Source organism: Salegentibacter maritimus, from assembly GCF_016236975.1.
Classification (GTDB): domain Bacteria; phylum Bacteroidota; class Bacteroidia; order Flavobacteriales; family Flavobacteriaceae; genus Salegentibacter; species Salegentibacter maritimus.
Genome location: NZ_JAEHNY010000011.1, coordinates 133,656 through 149,353, shown reverse-complemented (window position 1 = coordinate 149,353; position 15,698 = coordinate 133,656). Strand labels below are relative to the sequence as shown.

The 15,698-nt window shown below is 37.6% G+C and carries 12 protein-coding genes and 1 pseudogene; 3 read left to right on the top strand and 10 right to left on the bottom strand.

Going from position 1 to position 15,698, the window contains the following annotated elements; genetic code table 11:
* Positions 1–17: 17 nt before the first annotated feature.
* The 3 genes and pseudogenes from I6U50_RS12710 to I6U50_RS12700 form a co-directional block, all read right to left on the bottom strand.
* Positions 18–1,156, bottom strand: a pseudogene (locus I6U50_RS12710) (IS3 family transposase).
* A 125-nt stretch (positions 1,157–1,281) separates the two neighbouring features.
* Positions 1,282–1,917, bottom strand: coding sequence for a chloramphenicol acetyltransferase (locus I6U50_RS12705; protein WP_198639107.1), 636 nt, complete (start codon positions 1,915–1,917; stop codon positions 1,282–1,284).
* Between the two features lie 3 nt (positions 1,918–1,920).
* Positions 1,921–2,847: a ClpXP adapter SpxH family protein gene (locus I6U50_RS12700; RefSeq protein WP_198639106.1), complete on the bottom strand. Its 927-nt coding sequence runs from the start codon at positions 2,845–2,847 to the stop codon at positions 1,921–1,923.
* A 150-nt stretch (positions 2,848–2,997) separates the two neighbouring features.
* Between I6U50_RS12700 and I6U50_RS12695 the strand changes: the two genes are divergently transcribed.
* The gene (locus I6U50_RS12695) at positions 2,998–3,360 is read left to right on the top strand and encodes a winged helix-turn-helix transcriptional regulator (protein ID WP_193710944.1); all 363 of its coding nucleotides are present in this window, start codon (positions 2,998–3,000) and stop codon (positions 3,358–3,360) included.
* Between the two features lie 30 nt (positions 3,361–3,390).
* Here I6U50_RS12695 and I6U50_RS12690 read toward each other — a convergent pair whose 3' ends face one another.
* The 4 genes from I6U50_RS12690 to I6U50_RS12675 form a co-directional block, all read right to left on the bottom strand.
* Positions 3,391–4,221, bottom strand: a complete 831-nt coding sequence (locus I6U50_RS12690; RefSeq protein WP_198639105.1) for an alpha/beta hydrolase — start codon at positions 4,219–4,221, stop codon at positions 3,391–3,393.
* Between the two features lie 165 nt (positions 4,222–4,386).
* Complete coding sequence (locus I6U50_RS12685) at positions 4,387–5,808, bottom strand: amidohydrolase family protein (RefSeq protein WP_198639104.1); 1,422 nt, start codon at positions 5,806–5,808, stop codon at positions 4,387–4,389.
* 16 nt (positions 5,809–5,824) lie between these two features.
* Complete coding sequence (locus tag I6U50_RS12680) at positions 5,825–6,502, bottom strand: ankyrin repeat domain-containing protein (protein ID WP_232805938.1); 678 nt, start codon at positions 6,500–6,502, stop codon at positions 5,825–5,827.
* A 211-nt stretch (positions 6,503–6,713) separates the two neighbouring features.
* A complete protein-coding gene (locus tag I6U50_RS12675; protein WP_198639103.1) occupies positions 6,714–7,850 on the bottom strand; it encodes a DmpA family aminopeptidase in 1,137 nt (378 codons plus the stop codon).
* Positions 7,851–8,412: 562 nt separating this feature from the next.
* Between I6U50_RS12675 and rimO the strand changes: the two genes are divergently transcribed.
* Complete coding sequence (rimO, locus tag I6U50_RS12670; protein ID WP_198639102.1) at positions 8,413–9,762, top strand: 30S ribosomal protein S12 methylthiotransferase RimO; 1,350 nt, start codon at positions 8,413–8,415, stop codon at positions 9,760–9,762.
* Between the two features lie 20 nt (positions 9,763–9,782).
* Here the strand turns inward: rimO and I6U50_RS12665 are convergent, their stop codons facing one another.
* A complete protein-coding gene (locus tag I6U50_RS12665; protein WP_232805937.1) occupies positions 9,783–10,484 on the bottom strand; it encodes a TIGR02117 family protein in 702 nt (233 codons plus the stop codon).
* A 775-nt stretch (positions 10,485–11,259) separates the two neighbouring features.
* Between I6U50_RS12665 and I6U50_RS12660 the strand changes: the two genes are divergently transcribed.
* On the top strand, positions 11,260–11,619 hold the full coding sequence (locus I6U50_RS12660; protein WP_198639101.1) for a hypothetical protein: 360 nt from the start codon (positions 11,260–11,262) through the stop codon (positions 11,617–11,619).
* 52 nt (positions 11,620–11,671) lie between these two features.
* Here I6U50_RS12660 and I6U50_RS12655 read toward each other — a convergent pair whose 3' ends face one another.
* Positions 11,672–12,634: a calcium/sodium antiporter gene (locus tag I6U50_RS12655; protein ID WP_198639100.1), complete on the bottom strand. Its 963-nt coding sequence runs from the start codon at positions 12,632–12,634 to the stop codon at positions 11,672–11,674.
* Positions 12,634–15,453: a M16 family metallopeptidase gene (locus I6U50_RS12650; RefSeq protein WP_198639099.1), complete on the bottom strand. Its 2,820-nt coding sequence runs from the start codon at positions 15,451–15,453 to the stop codon at positions 12,634–12,636. Before I6U50_RS12650 ends, I6U50_RS12655 begins: the two co-directional genes overlap by 1 nt.
* Positions 15,454–15,698: the final 245 nt, after the last annotated feature.

The following is a 15,698-nucleotide window of genomic DNA, read 5'->3' as shown; positions in this document are numbered from 1 at the left end:
TTGTAGCCTTCCCCAATTTAAGACAGGGCTAAATTCAATAAATTTTCATTAATATCATTCGATTCGGGGAAGAATTCTTCCCCGAATCGAGGTTTGTATTCCCTTGGTGATTTATTGCCCAGGGATTGATGCGGATGGTTATTATTGTAATCTTCCATCCATTTATTGCTTAAAGAACGCAATTGATGTAAATCATTAAACCAGTAAGCATCTAATATATCTTCTCTATAAAATCTATTTAAACGTTCTATATACCCGTTTTGCATTGGCTTACCTGGCTGGGTATACCGTATTTCCACACGTTTTCTATTGCACCATTGACTGAATGTTTTAGAGATAAACTCAGGGCCATTATCACAACGGATAGTTTGTGGTAATCCAATTTCTTCTTCTAATTGTTCTAAAGTCTCCACTAGCTTTCTAGCAGGATAGTTCAACCCTGGATCTACAGCCAGTACTTCTCGGTTGCAATCATCAATTATATTTAAGACACGTACCTTTCTGCCATCAGAAAGGACATCTGACATAAAATCCATACTCCAAACCTGATTCAATTGTTCAGGGGTCTCTAAAGGATGTTTTACCCTACCTGTAATGCGCTTTTTATGTTTGCGCCTTAGCTTAAGCTTCATCTGCCGGTATACTCGTAATACCCGTTTCCGGTTCCACTTATGGCCTTCGCGACGTATTCGTTTATAGTATTCATCAAAACCTCTGGTGGGCAACTCAGTGGCCAATTCAGAAAGTTTATCGATTACCTCATAATCGTCTCGCTTAGTCTGATAATACCACATCGAACGGGTTAAACCTACTACATTACAGGCTCGTTTTATGGAGACCTGGTACTCCTTGATCAAATAAACCGCTCTATGCTTCTTGTCGGAAGGCCTTAGAACTTTTTTGACAGTATATCTTTCAGCATTTGGTTATCTAGACTGGCATCGGCATACATCTGCTTGAGCTTGCGATTTTCTTCTTCCAACTCCTTAAGCCGTTTTAGCTCACTAGTTTCCATTCCACCATATTTCTTACGCCAATAATAGATAGTGCTTTTATCAATACCCAGTTCTCGAGCGATATCACCAACAGCTCGGCCTTGTTCGTTTTCTTTCAAGATCTTGATGATCTGACTTTCTGTAAATCTACTTTTTTTCATCGGACAGTTTATCGTTTTTAAAATTAACAATTTCGAATTTTAAACTGTCTTATTTTTAGGGAAGGCTACAGCTTTTATTTTCTTGCAAATTTAATTCTGCTTGAAATTTTTTATAAGTCATGCGGTTATTCCTGCCAGGTATCAAGTTGTAGTTGAAATTCCTGCAAGTATCTGGACAAATGCAGGCCGTCTACCAGGCCATGATGGGCTTCAATTGATACGGGTAAATATTTCTTTCCTTCTCTTATGTTAAACTTTCCAAAGGTGATTTTCGGAACAGATTCTTTGTTATTAAAATTGGTTGGATGCAATAAGCTGGAAAAGGAAGTCCAGGGTAGGGTGGAATGCCGAATTAGATCTTTGTTTAGATCGTCGTTATTTAGCCGTAATCCGGTTGAATTATGTACCGCTTTAATTTCTTCCTGTAATTGGGTATTAAAGGTTTGAAAGTTATTCGAAAAATTCACAAAAACAAACCCGAAGGTGCCATCTTCCCTTCCTATGGTGGCGCCGGCGTGAATAATAGGGAAGGCAACAACTTTATCATCCACAATTCTATATTTTAATTCTTCTACGGCATTTACGGCAATCATAGATTTATGAAGATATGTTGCAAAAAAGGAATGCCCTTTTTCTTTAGCTTTCTTATAGGCGAGACTACAGTCTACATCTTTGGTTATCCCAAAGAAAGGCGAATCCATTTTAGAAAAAAAGTGATAATGTTCTTTTCTATTCCAGCTTTCTATATCTATAATTTTCATTTCTTAGTTTTTTCTTGTCCAGATAGCCCCATTTTTAGTACTGAATTTTTCCAAAAGTTCTTCTTCAACAAGCTTATTTAAAAAATCTTCGCTTTCATTTCTGGGAGTGTCCGATAATTCTGAAAACTCACGGGCTGTTAGGGAATTAAATTGAGTGAAAAGTGACTTCCAATTCTTATCGTAGTCATTTTTAGTAATCTCTGGTTCAATCTTAAGAAGTGCTTTTTCAAATATTTCATAGGGCCTTGCACCGTAAACAATTTCTTTTTGACCTAAACTATCTATAAAAAATATGCTAGGAAAACCTCTAACGCCATATTCCCTGGCCAAATGTAGGTCTTTTTCAAAAAGAAGTTTAGCCTTTCCTTCATAATCGGTTTTTAATAAACTCACATCAAGTCCTACATTTTTAGCAGCAGTCGCCAAATGTTCCCATTGGGTAATATTTTTTTTATCTAGAAAGGCCATTTCCCTTAAGGCTCTTAAAAATAAAATAGCTTTTTCAATATCCTGTAATTGGGCGGCCTTAAAAGCAATGGAAGGGGGATAAGAAGAGTGAAGTGGGTTCTCAAGCCACAGATCACCATCTATGGGCATATCATAATAGATACTTACTTCATCCCAATGTTCGGCAACATCTGAAGGTTTACTAATACCACCACTATTGTAATTCCAATCGGGTAATAAACCTCCCATTTTATAGGCTACATCAACGTAATCTCCATATTCTAATTTAAGCTTTCTAAGCTGTGGTTCTATACCCCAACAAGAGGAACAAATTGGATCTGTAAAATAGATAATTTGTACTTTATTGGGAGTATCTGTAGAAACTTTTTGCTCATCTTTATTTTTATCGATACCCGGTATTTCACATATTCCGGTTGTAGGGTCGCATAATAGTGGGTTTATAGCCGATTTAGAATCTTTCATTTTTTTTAATTAATAGGGTTTAAGCAGGGCTGATATAAATTTTTAGAAATCTGGTTCAAATCTATGGGAAACATTTTGTATTCTTGATATTCATTTCCTTTTGGAAAGTAGTTTCCTTTTAGAAACTATCACTGTTAAATTAATTACAAGATGAAGAAAAAGGCAGAAATCAATAATACTCCAATTTGCCAGGTAAGAATGCAGGCTATAAGTGATGCTATGAGTATTTTGTCGGGGAAATGGAAGTTTCATATTCTTGGGACGCTTATGGAAGGAAGCAAGTTGGGTTTTATGGATTTGCTGAGGGAAGTAGATGGAATTGGAACAAAAATGCTTTCAAAAGAACTTCGGGATTTGGAAATAAACCGTCTGGTAAGCCGAACGGTTAAAGATACAAAGCCTGTAACGGTAGAATATGCCATCACAGAATATGGCAAAACCCTTTCACCAATTATCGATGGTTTGGCCAATTGGGGGATAGCCTACCGAAAATCTATACTTAATACAAAGTAGGTTTTATTCGGCTAGCTACTTTAGGCTTTTTTAATCTGTTTGGGTTCTAAATATTTTTTCAAATGCATTGTAAACCGCAATATGTAATGCGTCTCCGTGCGTTTTGTCTTCCAAAAACTCGTAGAATACGCTGGTATTTTCGGTTTTATTTGCTTTTAACTTATCAAACAATTCTTTAGCGGTGCGTTGCATTACTTCCCCTTCTTTTCCGCCGGCTATATAAATTGATTTCTTAGAAGTGTAGGGGGTAAGTTCTTCGTTTAGGAGTTTTTCATCATTCCACCATAAGCTGGGGCTTACAATAATGTAGTTGTCGAATAGCTCAGGCTTTTTAAACAATATTTCCGTAGCTAAAAGTCCGCCAAGCGATTGTCCTATAAGGGTTTTGGTCCCGGCTGTTCGGTAGTTAGCATCCATAAATGCCTGTAATTCTTTTTCCAGAAAAGTGATAAAGTTTTCGGATTTCCCGGAAGTTGGCAACTCTTTTTGGTCCAGTTTGTTTTGGGAAGGCGATGTGAAATCCCTTTTTCTATCTACATTCCCGATACCTACCACAATTGACTCCGGTATCATATTTATCCAGGAAAAAGACCCAAATTGAACAATTCCCGAAATATGTATAAAATCTTCATCTTTAGAACCATCAAGCAAATAAATTACAGGATAAGTCTTAAGGCTGTCTTTTGAATAACTTAAAGGCAAATAGATGTTTAAGTTTCTTGTTTCGTCTAAAACTGCAGATTCAATTTCAACCGATTTTCCAATGGAAAAATCCTGTTCACTTATTTTTTTAGGCAATGATTGCCCAAAAGATACCCCTGTAAAGAACACCAGGGCTAGAATGAAGATGCTTTGTTTCATATTTTAGTTAAAATTGAATGCTAAAGCTTAATTACAATTAGAGAGAGGTCCTCTAGATGTGCTTGTAAGTTTAGTACTGATTTGTTGTTCAGGTAAATATAAATATTTCAATTAGAAACTAAAAGTTCATCGGTACCTGTCCAATTTACACCTAAATACCCTTCACTAATTATAAAGTTCTTTTACCTCTTGAAGCATATTTTCTAAGTCTGTTTTATTGTAAACCTTGTTTTTCTTTATAAGTCGGTTAATATCTTTTGTAGCCTTAATATCTTCAATAGGGTTGCTGTTAAGGATTAAAAGATCTGCTATTTTGCCTTCTGTTACACTTCCGTATTTATCTGAAACCCCAAAATACTTAGGCCCGTTAACGACTGAAGTTTGCAGGGCTTCCAATGCTGTTAGTCCCGCTTCCTGAAAAATTTCCAGTTCGTCGTGCAAGGCAAAACCGGGATAAATATAGGAGTTTAAAAATCCGGCATCGGTACCGGCGATAATGGGCATACCAGACTCTTTTATTAAAGGTATTAAACTTATTAATTTTTGGTATTTTTTGTGACGGGCTTCTATAGCTTCTGCTGATGCATTTTTAACCCTATCTACCCGCCATTGATAAGTTTCTATAATTCCGGGGCCAATATATTGTAATTCAGGGTCATCTACATGTTGGTCTTTATCCCAATATGAGATGATTTTATTTCCAATAAGGGTAGGGACAATCGCTGTACCGTTTTCAGCCAATTGTCTGTATTTAGTTACCGCTGTAGCTTCGTCAAAACTTTCATTTATAATAGTATTTGCGGTAGCATAATCTATCTCGTTATTTTTATACTTTTTAATAACCTCCAATTCCCTGGCAGAGCCTGCTTTTAGCATATAGCTCATATGCTCAATGCTGCTTAATCCGGCCATAGAAACTTCGTTAATTGATAGCGAAAAAGGAATATGTCCTGAAGTCTTATAACCTCTTTGCGTTGCTTTTTTGAGGCTTTTTAGAAATAGGTCGGGAGTTAAGGCGTTGTCTGTTATTTTTACAAAATCTACCTGAAGCTTATCTAAAGAATCTAAAGCTATGGTTAATTCTTTTTCATTTTCGATTTCCAAATCGCCGGGCCAAATAGAATTTTTTCCTTCTAGTTTTGGTCCTGCAGTAAAAATATTGGGGCCTTCAAGTTCTCCATCTTCAATTTGTTTTCGCCATTTTAATACAGACGGACTTATATCGGCGGCACAATCCCTTACGGTGGTTACCCCGTTTGCCAAATAAAGCGGTAACATATTTTTATTTTCGTCTATAAGACTGTCTGCTCCAAAATGTATGTGCATATCCCATAATCCCGGAATTACATATTTATCTTTGGCCTGTACTGTTTGATTAGCCTTCCAATTTATAGACTGGTCTACGGCCGCTATTTTTGCAATAGTGTCTGCTATAATACCTATACTTTGCTTTTTTAAAATCTCACCGGTTTCAGTATTAACAATATTAGCGTCTTTGATAAGAATATCAAATGTTCTGGTTTCCTTTTCCTGCTTGCAGGAAGTGAGAATTAAGCTGCCAATTAGAAGTAAATAAATTGTTTTCATAAATGCTTTATAGTTTTTATTTTGCTCCCGCTTCTTTCAGGATACTTACAATATTTTTGTAGCCACTTTTTTTCGCATGCTGAAGTGGGGTAATACCGTCTTTGTCTGGAATATTAACATCACAGCCGGCGTTTACCAATAGTTGTACAATTTGTGTATGTGTTTTGCCACCGTTACCTAGAACAATAGCTTCCATTAAAGCAGTCCAACCTAGGTTGTTGATATGATCTATAGGATAGTCACTTATTTCTAATAATTCCTGTACTACTTCTATATGCCCTCTTTCACAGGCAGGGATTAGTGCAGTGCCCCCATACCGGTTTAATACCATGTAATTAACTTTACCGGTGGCAAGACAGGCCTTTAGAATTTTGAGATATCCTTTGGCCCCTGCATGAAGAAACGGACTTTCCAAACGGTCGTCCTGTGCATTTACGTTGGCTCCTGCTTTTATCAGTAATTCAGAAGCAGCTATATTATTTTCATAAGTTGCCAGCATTAAGGCTGTTCTTTTATGAGCGTCTCGAGCATCAATATTCACTCCTTTTTTCAAGAAATCTTGAAGTTTTTCAATGTCGTTGGTTTTCGCGGCTTTAATGAATTCCTCTTCCATTTTATGGTTTATTGATTGTTGCCCAAGCCCGTTTAAAAGTCCCAAAAAAACGAAGCAAAAAGCAGCAAAAACATTTTTCATTACCTACAACTAATTTTTAATTGTTTATAGTAGATACAAATATCTTATTGCTAAACCGGAAAAGCATTGATATATGTCAAAGTTTTTTCAACCAAAAAAACTAATGGCCCTTATAATTTATATTTTAAGTATCGCCTGGATTATCAGTACTTAAATCCCTAATTCTTTGAAGCAACGGGAATGGAGTATTAGGCATAGTTGTTTTAAAAGCTTAATCCTCCAACACACCGGCTTTTGTTAAATGTTTTACGACTTCCTCTTTAGGTAGTGCTTTTATGGTTCGGCCTTTAAAACCGGTGATGGTTTCAGCCATAAACAGAGAGTTTAAAATAGCTTCTTCGGTAGCTTCAATAGCTGCCATAAATAATGGCGACATCAAATTGTTGGGCACTACTTTTTGTGTTAAGGTTTTGGTCTCTATTTTATAAGGAATTCTCATTTCTTTGGCGGTAGAAAAGGAAATTATATAATCGCCGCTGCCATTGGAAGCAATGCCACCGGTTTTTCCCAAGCCCAGGAAAGCCCGTTTTGCCAGGCGTTCCAGGTTTCGGTTGTTTAAAGGTGCATCGGTGGCCACTACTATCATACAGGAACCGTCTACATTATTCTGTAAATTATTGCTAAAACTGTAGTTGCCCAGCTTTTGCCCCACCGGAACCCCGGCAATTTGCAAAACCCCACCAAAATTACTTTGTACAAGCACTCCCACGGTGTAACCGCCCAGGCTCTCCGGTAGTTTTCGGGATGCCGTGCCAATTCCGCCTTTATAACCAAAAGCGATGGTGCCTGTGCCGGCACCAACATTTCCTTCAGTAACTGAACCGGTTTTCGCATTCTCAATCGCTGAAATTACATCGGCATTTTTCACATGTTGCCCACGAATATCATTCAAATAACCATCGTTAGTCTCGCCCACCACAGCGTTTACCGAACGCACATTTTCATTTTCAGGCAGGTTGAGTGTATATTTTATCACCGCATCCATAGCGGTTGGAACATTTAAAGTGTTGGTAAGGATAATAGGGGTTTCCAGGTTGCCGAGCTCGTTAATTTGGGTACTGCCTGCCAATTTTCCGAAGCCATTTCCTACAAAAACCGCTGCGGGTACTTTTTGCTGAAAAATATTCTCGCCGTGCGGAAGAATAGCTGTAACGCCTGTTCGCACCGAATCGCCTTTTATAAGCGTAGTATGCCCCACTTTTACACCCTCAACATCGGTAATCGCGTTCAAGGTTCCTCTTTGCATAACCCCAATTTTAAGCGGAATCTCCTCTACACGCTGCTGGGCGTATAGCACATTCAACATAAAAAAGAATAGCGAAGTGAGTAGGAGGAGGGATTTTTTCATTGATAACTTGACTCTTAAATTTTGATACTGTGGAAAGTTACAAAATAAATAGAATGGCAATTTTAGAAATCATTACAAGGATTCTCTTCAACGGCCTACTTTTGTACATCCTTTTTTGCAGAATATGTGAACAAAACCCCGAGATTCAGGATGGTCGATTTTTCAATCGGGCATCCGCGGGGTTTTGGTCACGGTTTTTGGCATTTTGACAAAAAATTCCTTGAAAAAGGCGTCTTTTTCTTTGCTTCTTTTTTTTTTGGACGAGCAAAAGAAATGAAGGGCAGATTAAAACTAACTAGGATTCAGGTGGAAATAACAAGGAAGGAAATGTGAATGAAGAAGTTATTCCTTTCAATATTAACCTGCTGTAGTTCAAATTATAGATTGTATCTTTGCACCCGCTTTTAATTAGCTGTCTAAAATTTTTTCAGACTTCATCTATACGTCATCCTGAACTTGTTTCAGGATCTAGGTTGTTCGTAATGGAATCACATTAGAAGCTGAACCAAGTTCAGCTTGACGAATAAAAGTTATAGAGCAGCTCTTAGAAAACAATATTATTATGAGGACAAAGTCGATAAAGAAGAACCGTATTAATGTAGTAACCCTGGGTTGCAGTAAGAATGTGTACGACAGTGAAGTGTTGATGGGTCAACTTAAAGGTAACAATAAAGACGTAGTGCACGAGCAAGACGGCAATATTGTGGTGATTAATACCTGTGGCTTTATAGACAATGCCAAAGAAGAATCGGTTAATACCATCCTTGAATATGTAGGTCAAAAACAACAGGGGGAAGTAGATAAGGTTTTTGTTACCGGTTGCTTAAGCGAGCGTTACAAACCCGATTTGCAAAAAGAAATTCCTGATGTAGACCAGTATTTTGGAACTACCGAGCTTCCCGGCTTATTAAAAGCCCTGGAAGCCGATTATAAGCACGAGTTATTGGGTGAACGTTTAACAACTACGCCTAAGAATTACGCTTATCTTAAAATTGCCGAAGGTTGTGACAGACCCTGTTCTTTCTGCGCTATTCCGCTAATGCGCGGTGGCCATAAATCGACTCCAATTGAAGATTTGGTGACAGAGGCTAAAAAACTTGCGGCAAATGGCGTAAAAGAACTAATCCTAATCGCACAAGATCTAACCTATTACGGGCTTGATCTTTATAAGAAAAGAAATTTAGCCGAATTGCTTGAAAATCTGGTGAAAGTTGACGGAATTGAGTGGATTCGTTTGCATTATGCATTTCCAACCGGTTTCCCAATGGATGTGCTGGATGTGATGAAGCGTGAGCCTAAAGTTTGTAATTATATAGATATTCCGTTACAGCACATCAATACTGAACTATTGAAATCTATGCGCCGCGGAACCACCAGCGAGAAAACTACAAAACTACTAAAAGATTTTAGGAAGTATGTTCCCGAAATGGCCATTAGAACTACACTTATTGTAGGATATCCCGGTGAAACCCAGGAGCAATTTGAAGAAATGAAGGCCTGGGTTCAAGAAATGCGTTTTGAGCGTTTAGGCTGTTTTACCTATTCTCACGAAGAAAATACGCACGCTTATAATTTGGAAGACAATGTTCCGCAAGAGGTTAAACAAGACCGTGCCAACCAGATTATGGAAATTCAAAGTCAGATTTCCTGGGAGTTAAATCAGGAAAAAATAGGGCAGGTTTTTAAAGTGGTAATCGATAGAAAGGAAGGGAATTATTTTGTAGGTAGAACCGAATTTGATTCGCCCGATGTAGATAACGAAGTATTGATAGATGCTACTTCCATATATCTTAAAACAGGCGAATTCTATGAAGTAAAAGTAACCGATGCGGCCGACTTTGACCTTTATGCCGAACCAATACACGAAGCACCAAAACCGGTAAGAAAAGAATTGAAAGTTAAAACGATGTAAAGTTCGTAAACCGGTAACTTTCAATCTCTATACTGAAAAAATATACCCTGCGGAAAAGGTGTCCAAAGACAGGCTTTAAGTCCGGCTGCTTTTAATGCAGAATTCGTCCAGGTGTTACAGGTTTTAAAAAGGTTAAAAGAAGTTTCAGCTGAATAAAACGCATCATTTCTATAATAGTGTAAACCTGAAATAGGCAGTATTTCTTGCTTATTTTCTGCTTTTACAGTTTCCAAAATATATTCACTTAGCTTTTTATATTGATCTTCTGAAACTGAAATTTTTACCAGGTTTTTGGAAGTCGGTATTTTTTGATAAAAGCGAGTGTGCAATGCACTTTGAGATCTTAGAAAAAGCGCTTTAAAAGCCACATCCAGTTTTAGATCTTCCCATTGCGGGGTGTTTCTGTAAAAATTGAGATCACCCCAACCAAACCCTATAAATTCAGAATTTTGCGGATTTGATAGCGTATGTTTCGGTTTAAAAATCCTGTCCCATTGTATAATGTCTGACTTTACCGGTAGCAGAATATCGGTATGCATATCCTGTTTATAGAGATAAATATCAATTTTTGAGTTTTTAGTTTCGGGATTAGAATTCACAGGAATTAGCGAGCCAATTAATACCATCACCAGATAAAATAAAGCCGGCGATAAAAGGATTAAAAGGAATTTGAAGAAGTAGCGTAAAGCTTGTTTCATAGGTTTAAGGTATTGAATTTTCATGTTTTAAGATAAACCAATCTGTAGTAAGCACTTTTAATGCTTTACATTAAGATGGAAATCGGCGGTATTATTCGAAACTTGAAAAATTGCCACAAATCCACGAATATTATAAGTTTCGATAATTTTTAGGTACTATTTTTTGAACTAAATTCTAATAAAATTAAACCCTTCCGACTTCTTCCGCTATCGCAGAAGAAGCCACCTTCCCTTACAAAGGGCAGGAGCATTTTTAATTCAATTAAGTAACGAGATAAGAGCGGCCTGTCTGGGAGAATAAGAATTTATCTCTGCGGAAAATTACTGTCTTTAAAGTTAGGTGTGCCAGCCAATATTAGCGTGGCTAACAGAGATTTTTAAACAGTCTGTTAGAAGGGGAAACGGTGGTATTGATTTATTTACTACAGATTAAGAGGGAGAAAAGTTTGTTGTGAAGCCACGAATATTATGAGTTTCGATTTGTTTTTAGGTATTTTTTTGAACTAAATTCTAATAAAAATTAAACCCTTCTGGCTTCTTCCGTTATCCCAGAAGAAGTAACCTTCCCTTACAAAGGGCAGGAGCATTTTTAATTCAATTAAGTAACGAGATAAGTCTGCTCCCCTCCTCCGCGAGGAGGGGAATGAATTCTCCGCAGGAGAAGAAAGGGGTGGTTGAACCTTAGTTTGAAATAAATATTAAATTTTACGAATTTTTTTTATATTGTGTTTAAACCTAAATACCCATGCCACAAATTTCAAAAAAGGTCAGTTTTTTCCGAAGAAACTATCTTTACTTCATGGGAGGAATTTGGCTATTATTTGGAATTAGTGTGTGGATAGCTAAGGTATATGACGTTATGACTTATGGTTATTCCATAATCGGACTTGCTTATGCGCTTATAGGTTATTTCAAAAAAGACCTGCCCTTAGAGTTTATACGCTGGGATGATGAAAAAGTAGAAATTAGCGAATGGCAACAAAGTACAAGGTCTTATAAATGGGCGAGCATTGATGGAATCAATGTTTCGGCAACCAACTTAACCCTAAAATCGGGACCGGCCGGAGGAACGATGGTGGAACTTAAAGGCTATACCGAAGCCGATATCGAAAAACTAAAAAACGAATTAACCCGCGAGCAAACCATAGCTACGGCCTGATATATAACGAATACAGGGAAAGTTAGCTGAACAGCTTTGTCCCAATCCTTATTTACAATTCCTGCATCACCAAATACGTAGTATAACTTAAGTAAAATGCCAGCAAAATTAAAGCTTCCCATCTATCCAGGCGTTTACGTTTTCCCGTGAACATTGCTAAAAGCAGAAAGAGGGTTCCTCCGGCAAGTATATAAAGGTCCTGGTTAAAATTAAGGTTAAATTCTATGGGCCTTATTAATGAAGCGGTAGAAAGAATAAGGAAAATATTGAAAATATTAGAGCCAATGATATTTCCTACTGCTATATCGGCATTTTTCTTAGTTGCTGCCACTACAGAAGTCGCTAATTCCGGAAGGGAAGTGCCGGCTGCCACTACGGTAAGGCCAATAATCTTCTGACTAATACCCATATTTTCGGCAATCTCTATGGCGTTATTTACTACCAATTGTCCGCCTAGAACGAGTCCGGCAAGGCCGCCTATTATAAAAATACCTGTCTTTATAGGAGTAAGCTTTTTAATAGTTTCATCTTCGGTTACCTCATCATTTTTAAGCTGCTTATACACGTAAAATAGAAATGCCAGGAAACATACAAGTAAAAGAAATCCGTCAAAACTGCTTAAAATGCTTGTTTGGCCGGGAGCAATAATTTGGTCGTTAAGCATCATAAATAAAATAATAACGGCAATAAGTGAGATAGGGATTTCTTTCCAGGCGGTACTAGATTGTACCGCTAACGGAGTGATGATCCCGGTAATTCCAAGAATTATAAAAAGGTTGAAATTATTACTGCCAATCACGTTTCCAAAAACAATATCAGCATACCCATCTGCAGCAGCGAAACTATTTACTACCAATTCGGGCGCCGAAGTTCCAAAAGCTACAATAGTTAGGCCTATGGCAAGATTGGAAATATTAAATCTTTTAGCCAAAGCCGAGGCACCATCAACCATATAATTTGCGCCAAGAATAAGAATAACAAGGCCCAAAACAAGTAATAAAGAGGATGTAATCATTATTCTTTGGTATTATTTAGCAGTATTGGTTTCCCCAGGCCAAGCTCTTCTAATTTACTTAGTTGGGTTGCTGCATCCCCAATAATTAAAAAGTACATTTTTTCAGGATTAATATATTTTTCGGCAAGTTCCCTAATATCCATAACGGTAAGTTCGTTTACTACTTTTTCGCGCTGTTGTATAAAATCTTTATCTCTACCATAGGTGCTTATTTCACTCAGCATATCTAATTTGGCATTTAAAGTTTCAAATTTTCGGGCGTTACTTTTTATCATAAATCCGCGGGTCACTTCCATATCTTCCCCATTAAAAGTTGAAGGATAATCTTCAATAATTTCTTTAATTAATTTAACAGCATCGTAGGTGATATTGGTTCTTACACCCGTAGATATTAAAAATGTACCGGTATTTTTTCCTGCCTGAAACCTGGATCGTATGCCGTATGTATAGCCTTTGCCTTCTCTCAATTGCTGTGTGAGTTGTGAGGCAAATCCGCCACCGCCTAAACGGTAATTCATAACCTGGGCAGCATAAAAGTTATTGTGGGTAGCGGCCAGGGCCGGAGCACCAAACCTAATCACCGATTGCTTTGCCCCGGGAACATCATAAAAGTAAATTTGCGATTTCTCGGGAAGCTGAGGTTGAGCAATTTCCGGTATTTTAACCGATTTAGGCGGCCAGGCTACTGAAAGCCCCCGAATACCCTTTATCGCTTCTTCTTTTTTAATCGCACCGGCTATGTGAAAAACACTGCGTTTTGGAGAAAGATTTTCGGAATAATAATCTTTTAAATCTTCTAAAGTAATAGCTTTAACCGAAGCTTCAGTCCCTAAATTATTTTGCCCTAAAATATGCTTTTCACCATAAATAAGTTTTCTAAATTCGTTATCGGCAATACGGTTAGGATCGGCTTGTTCGCGCTGTATTCGGCTAAGTGCCTGTTGTTTTATTAGTTTAAATTCGGTAGCATCCCAACGGGGTTCCAGTAAGATCTCCTGCACCAGGTCTATGGTTTTTTGATAGTTTTTGGCTAGCGTACTGCCGCTCAAAACCATTTTTTCGTCTCTCGCATCTATCCTGATGCTTGCCCCTAACAATTGAATGGCTTCTTCCAGTTCTTTAGGCGTTTTATTTTTTGTGCCTTTGGTCATTAAATTGGCTAATAAGTTTGAAACTCCAACTCTATTGGGATTTTCAAGCAATAGGCCGCCCTGCATTTCCAGGCTAAATTTTACTAAAGGAACTTCATTATTGGTAACTCCGTATAGTTTAAGTCCAGATGGAAGTATTTTTTTCCACATATCAGGAGTTGTTAATTGAGGCGTGCTTCCATAAGGCGGCTCTATACTGCGGTCAAAACTGGATGCGGTTTTTTGGTATGAGGCTTCTTTAGAAGTGTTAACCTCTTCTTCGGCATTTGCTATAATTTTTTCTTCTGCAACATCGGCTTCAGTTGAATTTTCCAGGGCTAGTTCGATTTGCCCTTTGGGCACAAAACCGGTGGCTACATAATTTTTGGCTTTTATGTATTTGTTATAAACTCGCATCACATCTTCAGCAGTAACAGCCAGTATTTTTTCTACGTCTTTATTGATATAATTCGGATCGTTTGCGAAAATTTGATATTGGGCCAATTGAAAGCCTTTTCCTAAAACACTGGAAATACTATTGTAAAAATTGGTTTCCTGTTGCGCTTTAATACGCTCTAAGTCTCGCTTCGGAATTCCTTCTGCTTCAAACTTTTTTAATGTTTTAAAAATTTCATTTTCCACCAGGTCTAAGTCAACCTCATTAAAAGCGGTCACCTGAAGCATTATTTGTCCTGCCAATTCTGAAGTATAATTGTACATTTCTACGCGATCTGTAAGCTCTTTTTCGGCAACTAAGTTTTGGTATAATGGTGCATTTTTACCTTCACTTAAATAATTTACCAAAACTTCTAAGGCATACGAATCTTCATGATACGAATAAACACCAGGCCAGGCGATTGTTAATTCTGGAAGCCTGGCGAAATTATCTTCGTAATATAGTTTTTTGGTTTCCTCAAGTTGTACCATTTGCTTTTCCTGGCGTTCAACCTCAGGGCCACGTGGAATTTCATCAAAATATTTATGAACCCATTCTTTGGCCTGCTCTCTGTTAAAATCGCCCGCAATAGTTAAGCTTACATTATTTGGAACATACCAGCGGTTATAAAAGTCTTTTACGTCCTGCAAGGTAACGTTTTGAAGATCTTCTAAAGACCCAATTACCTGCCAGCTATAGGGATGTCCTTCTGGGTATAGGTTTTTATCTATCACATACATAGTATGCCCATAAGGACGATTGTCTACACCCTGTCTCTTTTCATTTTTAACTACCTGCTTTTCTTTATCCAGCACTGGTTGGGTAACGGTATTTATAAAATATCCCAGTTTATCGGCTTCGGCCCATATCATTTTTTCCAGTGCGTCTTTAGGTACTGTTTGAAAATAATTGGTACGATCACGGCTGGTAGAGCCATTGGCTCCCGAGCCTCCAATTCTGGCACTTAATTTATCGAGCCCGCCTTTTCCAAGGTTCTCAGATTCTAAAAATAATAAATGCTCAAAGAGGTGGGCAAAGCCTGTTCTTCCTTCTTTTTCCCGGGCAGAGCCTACGTGGGCAGTAAGTGCTACAGCCACCACGGGATCTGATTTATCTATATGAAAAATGACATTTAAGCCATTTTCTAATGTAAAAGTTTCAAAATCTACATTGAAATTTGTTGATTCCTGAGATTGAATATTTTGAGTAATAGCAAAGCTACAAAGCAGTAAGAGTATAATTTTGAATTTCATTCAATTGAAGTTTTAGCTACTCAAAATTAGTATTTATTTCGATTGTTTCAGAATTAAATCATTGGAGGTCTAAAGATTGCCAAGAATACACGAATATTAGATTTGTAATTGCGAGACCTGTTTTTAAAGGCGCCGGCAATCTTTCGTTGGGAATTACACTACTGTTTAGCGTTTGTGGTTTGTTGTTTACTCGATAATCGAGATTTAAATGCTCGTAGGCTTGTCTCGAATCAAAATGTTTTTCT